Origin of the sequence: Frateuria hangzhouensis (assembly GCF_026410505.1) — a bacterium.
Taxonomy (GTDB): Bacteria; Pseudomonadota; Gammaproteobacteria; order Xanthomonadales; family Rhodanobacteraceae; genus Frateuria_A; species Frateuria_A hangzhouensis.
The window spans coordinates 126,970-141,337 of sequence record NZ_JAPMIU010000009.1; the positions used below are offsets into that span (position 1 = coordinate 126,970).

Sequence of the window (14,368 nt, forward strand, 5' to 3'; positions counted from 1 at the left end):
TGCTACCGCATTACTTCTTCACGCGCGAAGGAATGGCGATGCTGCACAGGTCGATCGCGCCGGCCGGGTTCGTGTAGAACGCGTCGCGACGATTGCGCTTGGCCTCGATCAGCTTCGCGAAGGTGGCGCTGTCGGTGCGCAGCACCTCGATCTTCGGGCGCTCCGCGGCGGGCAGGTCGGCGGCCAGGCGCACCGACTCGATCGGCACCCGTTGCGCCTTGTCGGCGTAGAAGCCCATCGGGGCCGGGCCGCGCGGCAGGCCCGACAGCAGTTCCATGCCGTCGATCACGCGCCCGGCGACGGCCAGGTTGCGGTCCAGCCCGCGCGGTGCCTGGCCGATGATCGCGTACAGCGCACTGCCGTTGCCGGTGGTCGGGCCCACGTCGCGCGCCACGCCGACCGTGCCGTAGCAATGCGTGATCCACTCGCGGCCGCTGGCCGGGTCGCGCGCTACCGGGAAGCCTTCGGAGAAGCCCACTTCCTTCGCATACACGTCGCCGTCAGGCAGCGGCGTCCATTCCAGCTTCGGATCGATCGCGCGCGTGTACTCCGGCGGCAGGGTCTTCTTCGCGCTGCCCAGCGGCTTGATGTGGGCCTTGTCCTCGTCGTCCGCGGCCGGGTCGTCCCACTGGGTGACGAAGTTGTCCTGCACGCGCACGATCGCCAGCCCGTCGAAGTAATGCTCGTGCACCAGCGTGCGGATGTTGGCCGCGTGCAGCGGGGTGAAATCCGGCGCCAGTTCGATCAGCACGTGACCGCCGGGCAGCTTCATGTCGAGCAGGTTGGCCGGATCCGGCGTGCGCCATTCCTGCGGCGCCGATCGGGCCAGCAGCTCCTTGGTGGTGGGCGTGGGCTTGGCCTCGTCGGCCCATGCCGGCAGGGCGAGCAGGCTGGCGAGCGTGAACGCGAGGATCGTGCGCATGCGTGGGTCCCCTACAGACATGGATGAGGGACGAAGCATATCGGGTTGCCGCCGCCCATGCGGGCGGCGCCGAAGCCAGGTGCCGAACAGCGCCTGGCTGCTTTGGCTAGGATAGAAGGTCGCCTGATGCCCAAAGGGGGCCCATGAAACCCGACACCATGCTCCTGCGCGAGCGCGCCGTGCGCGCCCTGGTCGCCGTCCTGCTGCTGCTCACGCTCGGCATCGACCTCGGTACGCCGCTGGGTTACGCCGTGTGGTGCCTGTATTTCGTCGCGACCGGGCTGACCCTGTTCCAGTCGCGTGTCCATGCGCCCTTCGTTGCGGCCGCCGCGTCCACGGTGTTGCTGGCGGTCGGGGCGATGTATTCGCCCGAAGGCCTCGGCTCGGTGCTGCCACTGGTCAACCGGGTGATCGGTGCGGCCAGTTGCTGGGCGATCGCCGTGGTCGCGTGGCAGGCGCTGCGCGCCAGGCACGCAGCGGCGCGGATGCTGTGGCTGCAGCAGGGCCAGAACGCTCTGGCCGTGGCGTTGCGTGGCGAGCAATCGCCCGCCGAGCTGGCGGCCAACGCGGTACGCGTGCTGTGCCAGGCGCTGGGTGCCCAGGTCGGCGCGGTGTATCGCCTCGATGGCGATCACCTGGTGCTGGCCGGTGGCGTGGCGCTGGCGGACGGCCACCCCGAGCGGATCGGCCGCGCCGACGGGCTACTCGGCGAAACCCTGCAGCAAGGGCACGCACGCCGGTTGGGCGACGTGCCGGCGGGCCACCTGCCGCTGTCCTCGACCCTGGGCCGCAGCGCACCAGCCGAGTTGCTGCTGGCGCCGATCACGGCCGACGACGCGCCGATGGGTGCGATCGAACTGGGGCGACTGGCACACGACGATCCGTTCGGTGCGGCCGAGGAACTGTTGTCCCGGAGCGCCGAGACCATCGGCGTCGCCATGCGCACGGCGATATACCGCCAACGCCAGGCCGAGCTGCTGGAAGAAACCCAGCGCCAGGGCGAGGAGCTGCAGACCCAGCAGGAAGAACTGCGCGTCGCCAACGAGGAACTCGAAGAGCAGAGTCGCGTGCTGCAGCAGTCGCAGGTCACGCTCGAATCCCAGCAGGCCGAGCTGGAGCAGACCAACGTGGCGCTGGAGGAGCGCACGCAGGACCTGGAACGCCAGAAGCTCTCGCTGCAACGGTCGCAGGCCGAGCTCAAACGCAACGCCACCGCGCTGGAGGCGACCAGCCGCTACAAGTCCGAATTCCTCGCCAACATGTCGCACGAGTTGCGCACGCCGCTCAACAGCTCGCTGATCCTGGCCAAGCTGCTGGCCGACAACAAGGAGGCGACGCTGACCTCCGAACAGGTCAAGTACGCCCAGGCGATCCACGCCTCCAACAACGACCTGCTGGCGCTGATCAACGACATCCTGGACCTGTCCAAGATCGAGGCGGGCCACGTCGAAATCGCCGCCGAGCCGATCGCGCTGCCCGCGGCGCTGGAGCGCATGCGCGAAACCTTCGATCCGCTCGCGCGGCAGAAGGGCCTGGCGTTCGTCGCCGAAAGCCTGCCCGACGCGCCGGCGCAGATCACCGGCGACGCGCAGCGACTGTCGCAGATTCTCCGCAACCTGCTGGCCAACGCGATCAAGTTCACCGAGTCCGGCCAGGTTTCCCTGCGCGTCGAATGCGCGGCACCGAACCGCGTGCGCTTCGTGGTGTGCGACACCGGCATCGGCATCCCGCGCGAGCAGCAGGACGTGATTTTCGAAGCGTTCCGCCAGGCCGACGGCAGCACTAGCCGTCGCTTCGGCGGCACCGGGCTGGGCCTGTCGATCTCGCGCGAGCTGGCCCAGCGCATGGGCGGCGATATCACCGTGCAGAGCGAACCGGGCCGTGGCAGCTGCTTCACGCTGGAGCTGCCGCTGGAAATCCGCGCCGAGTCCGTGCCGGCCCCGCGGTCGGGCGCCGCGCCCGCCGCTGTCCCGGCGATGCCGCCGGCAGGCGCGCCGGTGGCCGCCCCCATGCCGCTCGCCACGGTCGCGGAAGGCCGGCCGATCGTGCCGGACGACCGCGGCCGCCGCACCCGTCCGGGCCGGTTGATCCTGGCCGTGGAGGACGACCCCGTGTTCGCCCAGGCGCTGCTCGACCTGGCCCACGAACTGGATTTCGACTGCGTGGTCGCGGGCACGGCCGAGGAAGCGCTGCGGCTGACGCAGGAGTTCTCGCCCGGCGGCATCCTGCTGGACATCGGACTGCCCGACGTTTCCGGCCTGAGCGTGCTCGAGCGCCTCAAGCGCGATCCCCTGACCCGCCACATTCCGGTACACGTGGTGTCCGCGCTGGAACGCACCCAGGTCGCGCTCGAACTGGGCGCGGTCGGCTACGTACTCAAGCCGACCACGCGCGAGATGCTGGTCGACGCGATCCGGCAACTCGAAGACCGCCAGCAGCGCACCGTGCGCCGCCTGTTGATCGTCGAAGACGACGCGCAGTTGCGCGACAACCTGAAATTGCTGCTTGCCCGCGACGAGCTGGAGATCGAGACCGTCGGCACCGTGGCCGACGCGCTGGCGCAGTTGTCCAGCGCCACCTTCGATTGCATGGTCACCGACTTGGCGCTGCCCGACGGCACCGGCTACGACCTGCTCGAGCACATGGCCGCCAGCGACGCGGTCGCCTTCCCGCCGGTGATCGTCTACACCGGCCGCGCGCTGACCCGCGACGAGGAGCAGCAACTGCGGCGCTACTCCAGGACCATCATCATCAAGGGCGCGCGCTCGCCCGAACGGCTGCTCGACGAGGTCACGCTGTTCCTGCACAGCGTGGAAGCGTCGCTGCCGCCGGACCAGCAGCGCCTGCTGCGCCGTGCGCGCCAGCGCGATGCGATGCTGGACGGGCGCACGATCCTGCTGGCCGAGGACGACGTGCGCAACATCTTCGCCCTGTCCAGCGTGTTCGAGCCGCTGGGCGTGAAGATGGAGATCGCGCGCAACGGGCGCGAGGCACTCGAGCGACTGGCGCAACGCGAGGTCGACCTGGTGCTGATGGACATCATGATGCCGGAGATGGACGGGCTGGCCGCCATGCGCGCCATCCGCGAACAACCGCAGTGGGCCAGCCTGCCGATCATCGCGCTCACCGCCAAGGCGATGAGCGACGACCGCGAGCGCTGCCTGGAAGCGGGCGCCAACGACTACATCGCCAAGCCGATCGACGTGGAAAAGCTGGTCTCGCTGTGCCGGGTGTGGTGCCCGAAGTGACGCGCGACCAGGAAACCGAACTGTTCGACATGGAAGTCCGGTTGCTGCTGGAAGCGGTGTATTTGCGTTACCACTACGACTTCCGTGATTACGCGGTCAGCTCGCTGCGCCGGCGCATGCGCCACGCGATGGCGCGTTTCGATTGCGCGCGTCCCAGCGACCTGCAACATCGCCTGCTGCACGAGCCGGACCTGTTCGCACAGGCGCTGCAGTACTTCACCGTGCAGGTCTCGGAGATGTTCCGCGACCCGGGGTATTTCCTGGCCTTGCGCGAGCACGTCGTACCGGTGCTGCGCACCTACCCGTCGATCAAGCTGTGGGTGGCCGGCTGCAGCACCGGCGAGGAAGTGTGGTCGCTGGCGATCCTGCTGGCCGAGGAAGAGCTGCTGGAACGCGCGCTGATCTACGCCACCGACATCAACCCCGAGGCGCTGCAGGCCGCGGAGTCCGGCACCTTCGCGCTGGACCGCGTCGCCCAGTTCAGCCGTAACTACCTGGCCGCCGGTGGGCGGGCCTCGCTGTCGGACTACTACACCAGCGCCTACCAGGGCGTGGTGTTCGACCGCCGGCTGAAAAAGCAGGTGGTGTTCGCCGACCACAGCCTGGCCACCGATAGCGTGTTCTCCGAAGTGCACATGGTGTCGTGCCGCAACGTGCTGATCTATTTCAACCGCGACCTGCAGGACCGCGCCGTGGGCCTGTTCCGCGACGCGCTGGTGCACCGCGGCTTCCTGGGCCTGGGCAGCAAGGAATCGCTGCAGTTCGGTACCCACGCGCGGGAGTTCGAACAATTCGTGCCGGCCCAGCGGCTGTACCGCAAGGTGGCCGCATGACCGCCGTCACGGACCTGCGCCGGGATTTCGATGCGATCGTGATCGGCGCCTCCGCCGGCGGCCTGCGCGCCCTGCAGGAGCTGTTGTCGGTGCTGCCGGCCGACTTTGCCGTGCCGGTGCTGGTGGTGCTGCATCTGCCGCGCGATCGTCCCAGCCGCGTGCCGGAGCTGCTCGGCCAGTACTGCGCGCTGCCGGTGCGCGAGGCGCTGGACAAGCAGCCGCTGGAGCCCGGCGCCGTGGTGTTCGCGCCACCGGATTACCACCTGCTGGTGGAGGACGAAACCAGCCTGGCGCTGTCCGTGGACGAACCGGTGCTGTTCTCGCGCCCGGCGATCGATCCGCTGTTCGCCTCCGCCGCGGCGGTGTTCTCGCGCCGCCTGCTGGCGATCCTGCTCAGCGGCGCCAGTGCCGACGGCAGCGAAGGGGTGGCCGCGGTGCGCCACGCCGGCGGCATCGCCTGGATCCAGCGTCCGGAGGACGCCGCCGCGCCGGTCATGCCCGCCTCGGCCCTCGCCCATGCCGGCGCCGACGCGGTACTGAGCTTGCAAGACATCTGTAATCGCCTGGCAGTCCCATCATGAAACCATCCAGCGCAGACCCGGCCCTGGCTCCGGCGTCGAACGACGACAGGCCGCCGACGGTCAATCTCCTGATCGTCGACGACATCCCCCAGAACCTGGTGGCGATGGAAGCGCTGCTGCGGCGCGAGGACGTGCACATCCTCAAGGCCGGCTCCGGTGCCGAGGCGCTGGAACTGCTGCTCGAACACGACGTGGCGCTGGCCCTGCTCGACGTGCAGATGCCGGAAATGGATGGCTTCGCGCTGGCCGAGCTGATGCGCGGCTCGCAGCGCACGCGCGACGTGCCGATCATCTTCCTCACCGCCTCGCCCAGCGACCCGGTGCGCTCGTTCAAGGGCTACGAAAGCGGTGCGGTGGACTTCCTGCACAAGCCGATCGACCCGCGGGTGATCCGTGGCAAGGTCAACGTCTTCATCGAGCTGTACCAGCAGCGCCTGCAGCTGCGTGCGCGCAACGACCGGCTGGAGCGCGCGCTCACGCTCAACGAAACCATGATCGCCGTGCTCACCCACGACCTGCGCACGCCGCTGTCGGTGATCACCCTGTGTGCCGATTCGCTGCGCCAGAAAGCCGGCGATGGCCCGCTGGGCAAGACCCTTGGCCACCTGGAAGCGAGCGCTCATCGCATGGCGCGCATGGTCGGGCAACTGCTCGACTTCTCGCGCATCCGCTCCGACGTACTGCAGCTGGAATGGCGCGAAGGCGACATGGGCGAGATCGCCCGGACGGCCGTGACGGAGCTGCGCCAGGCCCATCCGCAGGCGCGCGTGGAACTGTCCACCGAAGGTTCGCTGCAGGGCCGCTTCGATACCGACCGCATGGTGCAGGTACTGACCAATCTGCTCGGCAACGCGATCGTGCACGGCACCGACGAAACGCCGGTGCGGGTGGCGGTCGACGGTCGCGACGCGCGCACGCTGCGCATCGGCGTGCGCAATGCCGGGCAGGTGCCCGCGGAGCTGTTGCCGCGCCTGTTCGAGCCGTTCAAGAGCGCCCATCGGCGCAGCGATGGCCTGGGGCTTGGCCTGTACATCGTCGACCAGTTTGTCAGGGCGCACGGCGGGCAGGCGAGCGTGGGCAATACCGAGGCGGGCGTCCTGTTCGAGGTGGCCATCCCGCGTGGCATCGGCGCCTGAAACGGCCGGCGGCGCCGTACTTCACACGGTGCCGCCGCAGCCCCGGGTAAGCGGCAAGTTGTTCCCTTTTCGTGTGCTCGCCGCTTTACCGGGCGCGAACGTCGCATGGCGCGCCGGCTAACCCATGCCGTGATATTCCTGCGCCGCAACGGACAGCGGGCGCGCCATGTGCGCCTGCCGCGCCGCGGCACGGACTTGCATTCGACGGGAAAGCGATCATGCGCATGCCAATCCTGACCATCGCGATGGCGGCCTGGGCACCGCTCACGCCGGTGCTGGCGGACGACGCCACGCCGTGGCCGACCAGCGTGACCTCGGACAGCGGCGTCACCGTCGGCGTCAAAGGCCTGTTCCAGTACGACATCAACCGGTTCGCCGATGATCGGTTGCCCGACGGCAGCGAGCGCTTCGAGGATGCACATGCCTTGCGGCGCCAGGAGATCAACCTGTACGTCACGAAGAAGGGCGTGTTCACGGTCAACGCCGGCTACGACTTCCAGGCCGATGCATGGGTGGACAACTACCTCGCCGCCGAAACCCGCGCTGGCCGTTTCCGCCTGGGCCAGTTCAAGACGCCGGTGGGCTGGGAGGATGGCAACACGTCCACCGGCAATCTCACCTTCCTGGAGCGCAGCCTGCCCGAGCAGGCGGTCTACGAGGGGCGCCGGGTCGGCATCGACTGGGTCTACCAGGGCCTCCCGCAATGGTTGTTCCAGGTGGGCTTTTTCACCCGCCACGATCTCAACGACGACGCGGCCGGCCGCACCTTTGCCGGCCGCCTGGTGTACAACCCGCCGCTGGCCGGGCACGACGTGGTGCACCTGGGCCTGAGCGCCTCGCGCGAGCTGCGCGACGATCGCACCGGCCGCATCCGCGCACGTCCGGAAGTGAACCTGACGCCGGTGCGCCTGATCGACACCGGCACGCTCGAAGGCGTCGACCGGCTCGACCGGCAGGGCTTCGAGGCCGCCTGGATCCATGGCCCGCTGCTGTTGCAGGGCGAAGCGCTGGCATTGCAGGCGATCCGCCCCGCGGCGCGCGACTTCCACAGCCACGGCTACTACGTATCCGCCGCGTGGGCGCTGACCGGCGAGTCGCGCGGCTACAAGGCCGGTTCGATCGGCGGCATCACGCCACGCCGCGCTTGGGGCGCGCTGGAACTGGCCCTGCGCTACGCCACCTTGGACCTGGACAACGGCGCCGTGCTGGGCGGGCGCGAGCACGACTGGACGCTCGGCCTGAACTGGTATGTCAACGACCACTTCAAGCTGCAGGCGAACCTCATCCGCGCCTTCAGCGACCGCGGCAACCTAGCGCTGGATCCCACCATCTACGCGATGCGCGCCCAGCTCAGCTTCTGAGCGACGGGCCGGCAGGCGGGTCGTCGTCGTCGCCACGCCGGCCCGCCACAGCCAGCGATCGCCGGCGATCGCCCCGCCGTCGCGATCGAGCGAAAAGATCACCGCGTGGCCGGGCGAGACGTGCAGTTCGTCGCCGGAATGCAGGCCCATCCGCGCCAGATCCTCGCTGGCGATATCGGCCTCCAGCGCGTGGTCCAGCGCGGCCACCTCCAGCTCCAGGTGGGCGACGGCGCCGGCAAGATAGACATGGCGCAGGCGCGCACGCCACGCGCCGGGCAGCGGCGTAGTGGACAGCGTCAGGTGCTCCGGGCGCACGTAGGCGATCGCCTGCGCGTGCTCGCCCAGCCACGGGTCGTCGGCGAAGGTCCGGCCGCCGGCAACGAACCGCCCGCCCTCGCGTTGCAGCGCCAGCCGGTTGGTTTTGCCGATGAACTCGCACACGAAGGGCGTGGCCGGCTGCTGGTAGATCTCCCGCGGCGTGCCGACCTGCTCGATGCGCCCGCGGTTCATCACGGCGATGCGGTCGGCCAGCTCCAGTGCCTCTTCCTGGTCGTGGGTGACGAACACCGTGGTCAGGCCGAGCTCCTCATGCAGCCGGCGCAGCCAGCGGCGCAGGGTCACGCGCACCTGCGCATCCAGTGCACCGAACGGTTCGTCCAGCAACAGCAGGTCCGGCTCCACCGCCAGCGCGCGTGCCAGCGCCACGCGCTGGCGCTGGCCGCCCGACAGCTGCGAGGGGTAACGCTTGCCGAAACCGTCCAGTTGCACGCGCGCGAGCAACTGCTCGACGCGCGCGTCGATCCCGGCGCGCTTCGGACGCGTGCGCCGCGGCCGCACGCGCAGGCCGAAGGCCACGTTCTCGGCCACGGTCAGGTGGCGGAACAACGCGTAATGCTGGAACACCAGCCCGACCTTGCGCTCGCGCGGTGCGGCGGCGAGGAAGTCGCGGCCGTTGCAGCTCACCTTGCCGCTTTCCGGATAATCCAGCCCGGCCAGGATGCGCAGCAGCGTGGTCTTGCCCGAGCCGGAAGGCCCAAGCAGCGCCAGGAACTCCCCCGGCGCGATGGTGAGGCTGACGTCATTGAGCGCGGCGCAGTCGGAGAATCGGCGATTGAGGCTGGTCAGTTCGAGGGTCATGCGTCGGTTCCTCGGAAGGGAGCGAGGGCTCCCTCCCCTGCTTGCAGGGGAGGGTTGGGGAGGGGTGCTCTTCGGCTCTTTCGCCAGCTCGAACAACCCCCTCCCAGCCTCCCCCTGCAAGCAGGGGGAGGAGCAAGGGCGGGGTGCGGATAGATGGGGTGGCATGGCTTCAACGCCCACCGGGCGCATGCGCGGCAAGCTCGTCGCCATAGCGCCATTCCAGCGCGATCTTGATCGCCAGGGTCACCAACGCCAGCAGCGCCAGCAGCGAGGCCACGGCGAAGGCGCCGACGTAGTCGTATTCGTTGTAGCGCATCTCCACTTCCAGAGGGATCGTGGTGGTGAGCCCGCGGATGTGCCCGGACACCACCGACACCGCGCCGAACTCGCCCATCGCCCGCGCATTGCACAGCAGCACGCCGTACAGCAGTGCCCAGCGGATGTTCGGGAGCGTCACGCGGAAGAACATCTGCCAGCCGTTGGCGCCCAGCACGCGGACCGCTTCCTCCTCGCCGTTGCCCTGCGCCTGCATCAGCGGAATCAGCTCGCGCGCCACGAACGGCAGGGTGATGAACATGGTCGCCAGCACCAGCCCGGGCACGGCGAAGACGATGCTCACGCCGTGGGCTTCCAGCCACGGCCCGAACCAGCCCTGCGCGCCGAACAGCAGCACGTAGACCAGCCCCGAGACCACCGGCGAAACCGAGAAGGGCAGGTCGATGAAGGCCCCGAGCAGGGCCTTGCCGCGGAACTCGAAACGGGCCATGGCCCAGGCCGCGGCGATGCCGAACACCAGGTTCAGCGGCACGGCGATGGCCGCCACCAGCACGGTCAGCCGGATCGCCGAGCGCGCCTCGTCCTGGCCGACCGCGGCGAGGAAAGCGCCCGCGCCCTGGCGGAACGCCTCGACGAACACCGTCGCCAGCGGCAGCAGCAGGAACACGGCCAGGAAGGCGATCGCGGCGAGCGTGAGCAGGCCGCGCCCGAGCATGCGTGGCCAGCCGGCCGATCGGCGGCTCATGGCGCGTTCTCCGCCCAGCGCCGGCTCCAGCGCTGCAACAGCGTGATCAACAGCAGCAGCACGAACGAGAACGCCAGCATCGCCACGCCGAGTGCCGCCGCGCCGGCATAGTCGAACTGTTCGAGACTCTGCACGATCAGCAGCGGCGCGATCTCGGACTTCATCGGGATGTTGCCGGCGATGAAGATCACCGAGCCGTACTCGCCTACCGCGCGCGCCAGCGCCAGCGCGAAGCCGGTCAGCAGCGTCGGCACCAGCATCGGCAGGATCACCCTCAGGAAGATTTGCCAGCGCCGTGCGCCGAGCGTCTCGGCCGCTTCCTCCACGTCGTGCTCCAGCGTCTCGAGCACCGGCTGCAGCGTGCGCACCACGAACGGGAAGCCGACGAACACCATCGCCACCAGCACGCCGGCAGGGGTGTAGGCGATCTTGACGCCGAACGCGGCGAGCCACTGGCCGATCCAGCCGTTGGGTGCGTACAGCGCGGTCAGCGCGATGCCCGCCACCGCCGTGGGCAACGCGAAGGGCAGGTCGACCACGGCGTCGAACAGGCGTCGCCCGGGGAACCGGTAGCGCACCAGCACCCATGCCACCAGCAGGCCGGCCACCACGTTGATCGCCGCCGCCAGCGTGGCGCCGCCGAAGCTGAGCTTGAGCGCGGCCAGGGTGCGCGGCACCCGCAGCAGTTCGACCAGGCCCCCCAGGCCCAGTCCGGAGGCCTTCCAGGTCAGCGCCGCCAGCGGCAACAGCACGATCAGGCCCAGGTAGCTGAGCGAGTAGCCGAGGCTGAGGTTGAAGCCCGGAAGCATGCGCCGTCGCATGTCAGTTCCCCGGGCCGATCTGGTCGAAGATCGCACCGTCGGCGAAGAACCTGGCGTTCACCTGGTTCCAGTCGCCGAACACCTCCTTCAGCGTGAAAAGTTGCACCTTGGGGAACCGGCTGGCGAACTTCGCCATCACCTGCGGCGAGCGCGGGCGGTAGTGGTGCTTCGCCGCGATCGCCTGGCCCTGCGGGGTGTAGAGAAATTTCAGGTAGGCCTCGGCCACCGCGCGGGTGCCGTGCTTGTCCACGTTGCGGTCGACCACCGCCACCGACGGCTCGGCCAGGATGCTCATCGATGGCACCACGATCTCCACGTCGCTGCCGCCCATCTCCTGCCTGGCCAGCATCGCCTCGTTTTCCCATGCCAACAGCACGTCGCCGATGCCGCGCTGGACGAAGGTGTTGGTGGCGCCGCGCGCGCCGGTGTCCAGCACCGGCACGTGCCTGTACAGCGCGTGCACGAAGGCCTTCGCGCGGGCCTCGTTGCCGCCGGGCTGCCTGAGCGCGTAGCCCCAGGCGGCCAGGAAATTCCAGCGCGCGCCGCCGGAGGTCTTGGGGTTGGGCGTGATCACCTGCACGCCCGGGCGTACCAGGTCGGACCAGTCGAGGATCTTCTTCGGATTGCCCTTGCGCACCAGGAACACGATGGTCGAGGTGTACGGCGCGCTGTTGTCCGGCAGCCGTTGCTGCCAGTTGCGCGGGAGCAGGCCGCGTTCGGCCAGCACGTCGATGTCGCGTGCCAGCGCCAGCGTTACCACGTCCGCAGGCAGGCCGTCGGCCACGGCGCGCGCCTGCTTGCCCGAGCCGCCGTGGGACATGCGGATGGTTACGGTGTCGCCGTGCTGCGCCTTCCACTGCGCGGCAAAAGCGGCGTTGGTGTCGCGGTAGAGCTCGCGCGTGGGGTCGTACGAGGCGTTGAGCAGGGTCACGTTCTTGGCGGCGACGGCGGTCGTCGCCAGCGCGGCCAGGAGCGTCAGTACAGCCGGGAGCAGTTTCATGGCGCTTCTCCGATGATGGGATTGAGGATTGCCGCCGTGCGGCGCGCGCAGCCGTCCGGCGACCGTACGGCCGGATCGCGTCTGCGGATGGGGTGCCCTGGGAGCAGCGGGCCGGAGGTCTAGCCGCGGTGGCGGGAGGTGTCCCGGTCGTCCGCCTCGCCACGGCGGGGACGGCGGATGGGCCGTCGGCCGGCATGGACGCGCGTGGCGTCTTGTGGCGAGTGCCGGCGGGTCGTTCGGCTGTCGAATGCGTCGCGCATGGTCGATCTCGCAAGGTCGGCGTACTCGGCCCGCACTCGAACACAGCTCACGTTAAGCCTCCGCAAGACGCTCGTGGCCTTTTCCGGGGTTTTCCCCTGCACCTTTCACTAACAATCGAATCGCTGCTGCGTGGGCGCCGCGCGGGCTTCCGCTTTTCGGAATCCGGCCGGGACGAGGGCGCACGGAGGGCGAGCAAAACGAGGCCCGAAGCCCCTCCGCGCCGAGCCTGAATGACGTTGCGCAAACGTGTAGACGGGCGCCGATCCCTTCCTTGCACGCGGGTAGCCGGCATTTAACGAATGCTGTGATGGAGTGTCGCCGCACGAGCCGCCACGCTCCGGCATTCTGCGCGTCCGCGTGGTGCCGCAAGTGATCTCCATGGGGATATCCCGCAACAGGAAAAGCGTATGGCTGACATTGCGATCATCGGTGGCGGCGCGGCGGGCGCCTGCGTGTTCGGCGAACTGCTGCGGCAGGACATCGCCCGCGTACATTGGGTAACCGGCGACCACGCCGTGCCCGGCCTGGGCGTGGCCTACGCCACCACCAGCGACCATCACCTGCTCAACGTGCGGGCGGCCGGCATGGGCCTCTTTTCGGGAGCCGACGGGGCTTTCCTGCAATTCGCCTCGGAGCGGCTGGACGGCGTGAGCGGCAGCGACTTCCTGCCGCGCGGATTGTTCGGTCAATTCATCGAGGCGCAGGTGCGCGAGTGCACCGACGCGGCCCTGCAGCGCGGGCGGCAGGTCGAGATCCACGGCGACGACGCGGTGCAGGTCGAGCCGCTGCGCAGCGGCGGTTACGCCGTACGGCTGGCGCGCGGCACGCTGGTGAAGGCCGACGCCGTGGTGCTGGCGATGGGCTCGCTTTCGCCGCGGCCGCTGAAGACCGTCTCGCGCGAGGCGTTGGTCAGCGGCGCCTACGTGCTCGATCCCTGGCACATGGCCACTCCTCCCGGGCAGGCGCCGCGCCGCGTGCTCGTGATCGGCACCGGCCTGACGGCGGTGGATACGCTGATGTCCGCGGCATCGCGCTGGCCGGATGCCGAGCTGGTGGCGCTGTCCCGCCACGGCTGTTTCCCGTTCGAACACACCGTCCTGCCGTTGCCGCCGTACCGCGGGCAGGCAGCGCTGGATGCCGCCCTGCTGGCCAGCGACCGCCCGCTGGCCATGCTGCGGCAACTACGCCGGGCGATCGAGGCGTCGCCCGACGCCGACTGGCGCAGCATCGTCGACGGCATCCGGCCGCTCAACCCGCGGTTGTGGCGGCGGATGGACATGGCGCGCCGCCGCCAGTTCATGCGCCACCTGCGCTGGCTGTGGGAAGCGGCACGCCACCGGCTGGCGCCCGCGTCGGCCCAGGCCATCGCGCGGTTGCGCCAGGACGGTCGCTTGCAGGTGCAGGCGGCGCGGGTACTCAAGGTCGACGGCCACGGGCCGCTCGAAGTGACCGTGCGCGACCGTGCCACCCAGCGCGTGCATGCCCTCGTGGCCGACCGGGTGGTGCAGGCCACCGGCCTCGATACCGCCGTCGCCTATACCGAGCATCCGCTACTGTCGCGGCTGTTGCGCGACGGCCTGGCCATGGCCGATGCGCTGCAACTGGGCGTCGCCGCGCACCCGGGCGGCCAGTTGCTCAACGCGCAGGGCGAGCCCCAGCAGGGCCTCTATGCGATCGGCTCCCTGCTGCGCGGCAACCTGTGGGAATGCAGCGCCATGCCCGAGATCCGCGCCGCCGCCCGGCAACTTGCGACGCGGCTGGCGGCCAGCAGCGGCACGGAAGGCGCGACCGAACTTCGCGCGCTGGAAGTGCAGCGATAAGCCGGCCGGCGCGCATGGCGCTTTCGCGAAGGTAACGCGGCTCGAGCCCCTTGCTCCTGCAGGCATCTGCTCTGCTCCCTCCCCTGCTTGCAGGGGAGGGTTGGGGAGGGGTGCTCTTACGCTCTGAACGGGCTACCCCCTCCCGACCTCCCCTGCAAGCATGGGCGGAGCTGGTCCGCGCCGCATTGGCAAACATGCGGTTGCGTGGGGATAGGCAAAGCGGGATC

Annotated in this window: 10 protein-coding genes and 1 pseudogene; 6 read left to right on the plus strand and 5 right to left on the minus strand. The window is 69.5% G+C overall.

The genetic code is table 11. From position 1 onward, the window contains the following. Positions 1-10 precede the first annotated feature (10 nt). On the minus strand, positions 11-922 hold the full coding sequence (locus tag OSC30_RS11410; RefSeq protein WP_267171975.1) for a peptidylprolyl isomerase: 912 nt from the start codon (positions 920-922) through the stop codon (positions 11-13). Positions 923-1,065: 143 nt separating this feature from the next. On the opposite strand from OSC30_RS11410, the gene OSC30_RS11415 reads away from it, so the two are divergent. The 5 genes from OSC30_RS11415 (at position 1,066) to OSC30_RS11440 (ending at position 8,081) form a co-directional block, all read left to right on the plus strand. Further along, the gene (locus tag OSC30_RS11415) at positions 1,066-4,170 is read left to right on the plus strand and encodes a response regulator (RefSeq protein WP_425474745.1); all 3,105 of its coding nucleotides are present in this window, start codon (positions 1,066-1,068) and stop codon (positions 4,168-4,170) included. 29 nt (positions 4,171-4,199) lie between these two features. After that, positions 4,200-5,003 (plus strand): CheR family methyltransferase, encoded by an 804-nt coding sequence (locus tag OSC30_RS11420; RefSeq protein ID WP_267172025.1) that lies wholly within the window; start codon positions 4,200-4,202, stop codon positions 5,001-5,003. Then, positions 5,000-5,584, plus strand: a complete 585-nt coding sequence (locus OSC30_RS11425) for a chemotaxis protein CheB (RefSeq protein WP_267171976.1) — start codon at positions 5,000-5,002, stop codon at positions 5,582-5,584. The genes OSC30_RS11420 and OSC30_RS11425 overlap by 4 nt, the downstream gene beginning before the upstream one ends. Further along, positions 5,581-6,720: a hybrid sensor histidine kinase/response regulator gene (locus OSC30_RS16890; protein ID WP_323374212.1), complete on the plus strand. Its 1,140-nt coding sequence runs from the start codon at positions 5,581-5,583 to the stop codon at positions 6,718-6,720. Before OSC30_RS11425 ends, OSC30_RS16890 begins: the two co-directional genes overlap by 4 nt. 218 nt (positions 6,721-6,938) lie before the next feature. Beyond that, the gene (locus OSC30_RS11440; RefSeq protein WP_267171977.1) at positions 6,939-8,081 is read left to right on the plus strand and encodes an OprO/OprP family phosphate-selective porin; all 1,143 of its coding nucleotides are present in this window, start codon (positions 6,939-6,941) and stop codon (positions 8,079-8,081) included. Between the two features lie 93 nt (positions 8,082-8,174). On the opposite strand, the pseudogene OSC30_RS11450 reads toward OSC30_RS11440, so the two are convergent. The 4 genes and pseudogenes from OSC30_RS11450 to OSC30_RS11465 form a co-directional block, all read right to left on the minus strand. Further along, positions 8,175-9,218 (minus strand): annotated as a pseudogene (locus OSC30_RS11450) (sulfate/molybdate ABC transporter ATP-binding protein); the annotation flags it as partial. A gap of 169 nt (positions 9,219-9,387) precedes the next feature. Then, entirely contained in the window at positions 9,388-10,239 is an 852-nt protein-coding gene (gene cysW / locus OSC30_RS11455) for a sulfate ABC transporter permease subunit CysW (protein WP_267171978.1), read from the minus strand. After that, on the minus strand, positions 10,236-11,060 hold the full coding sequence (gene cysT, locus OSC30_RS11460; RefSeq protein WP_267171979.1) for a sulfate ABC transporter permease subunit CysT: 825 nt from the start codon (positions 11,058-11,060) through the stop codon (positions 10,236-10,238). Before cysT ends, cysW begins: the two co-directional genes overlap by 4 nt. 1 nt (position 11,061) lies before the next feature. Next, positions 11,062-12,060: a sulfate ABC transporter substrate-binding protein gene (locus OSC30_RS11465; protein ID WP_267171980.1), complete on the minus strand. Its 999-nt coding sequence runs from the start codon at positions 12,058-12,060 to the stop codon at positions 11,062-11,064. Positions 12,061-12,728: 668 nt separating this feature from the next. Between OSC30_RS11465 and OSC30_RS11470 the strand changes: the two genes are divergently transcribed. Next, positions 12,729-14,141, plus strand: a complete 1,413-nt coding sequence (locus OSC30_RS11470) for an FAD/NAD(P)-binding protein (protein WP_267171981.1) — start codon at positions 12,729-12,731, stop codon at positions 14,139-14,141. Positions 14,142-14,368: the final 227 nt, after the last annotated feature.

What these genes read in the sequence shown, in the direction of transcription:
- OSC30_RS11410 (WP_267171975.1), bottom strand. Translation starts at nt 922, where the DNA reads ATGCGCACGATCCTCGCGTTCACGCTCGCCAGCCTGCTCGCCCTGCCG.
- OSC30_RS11415 (WP_425474745.1), top strand. Translation starts at nt 1,066, where the DNA reads ATGAAACCCGACACCATGCTCCTGCGCGAGCGCGCCGTGCGCGCCCTG.
- OSC30_RS11420 (WP_267172025.1), top strand. Translation starts at nt 4,200, where the DNA reads ATGGAAGTCCGGTTGCTGCTGGAAGCGGTGTATTTGCGTTACCACTAC.
- OSC30_RS11425 (WP_267171976.1), top strand. Translation starts at nt 5,000, where the DNA reads ATGACCGCCGTCACGGACCTGCGCCGGGATTTCGATGCGATCGTGATC.
- OSC30_RS16890 (WP_323374212.1), top strand. Translation starts at nt 5,581, where the DNA reads ATGAAACCATCCAGCGCAGACCCGGCCCTGGCTCCGGCGTCGAACGAC.
- OSC30_RS11440 (WP_267171977.1), top strand. Translation starts at nt 6,939, where the DNA reads ATGCGCATGCCAATCCTGACCATCGCGATGGCGGCCTGGGCACCGCTC.
- cysW (WP_267171978.1), bottom strand. Translation starts at nt 10,239, where the DNA reads ATGAGCCGCCGATCGGCCGGCTGGCCACGCATGCTCGGGCGCGGCCTG.
- cysT (WP_267171979.1), bottom strand. Translation starts at nt 11,060, where the DNA reads ATGCGACGGCGCATGCTTCCGGGCTTCAACCTCAGCCTCGGCTACTCG.
- OSC30_RS11465 (WP_267171980.1), bottom strand. Translation starts at nt 12,060, where the DNA reads ATGAAACTGCTCCCGGCTGTACTGACGCTCCTGGCCGCGCTGGCGACG.
- OSC30_RS11470 (WP_267171981.1), top strand. Translation starts at nt 12,729, where the DNA reads ATGGCTGACATTGCGATCATCGGTGGCGGCGCGGCGGGCGCCTGCGTG.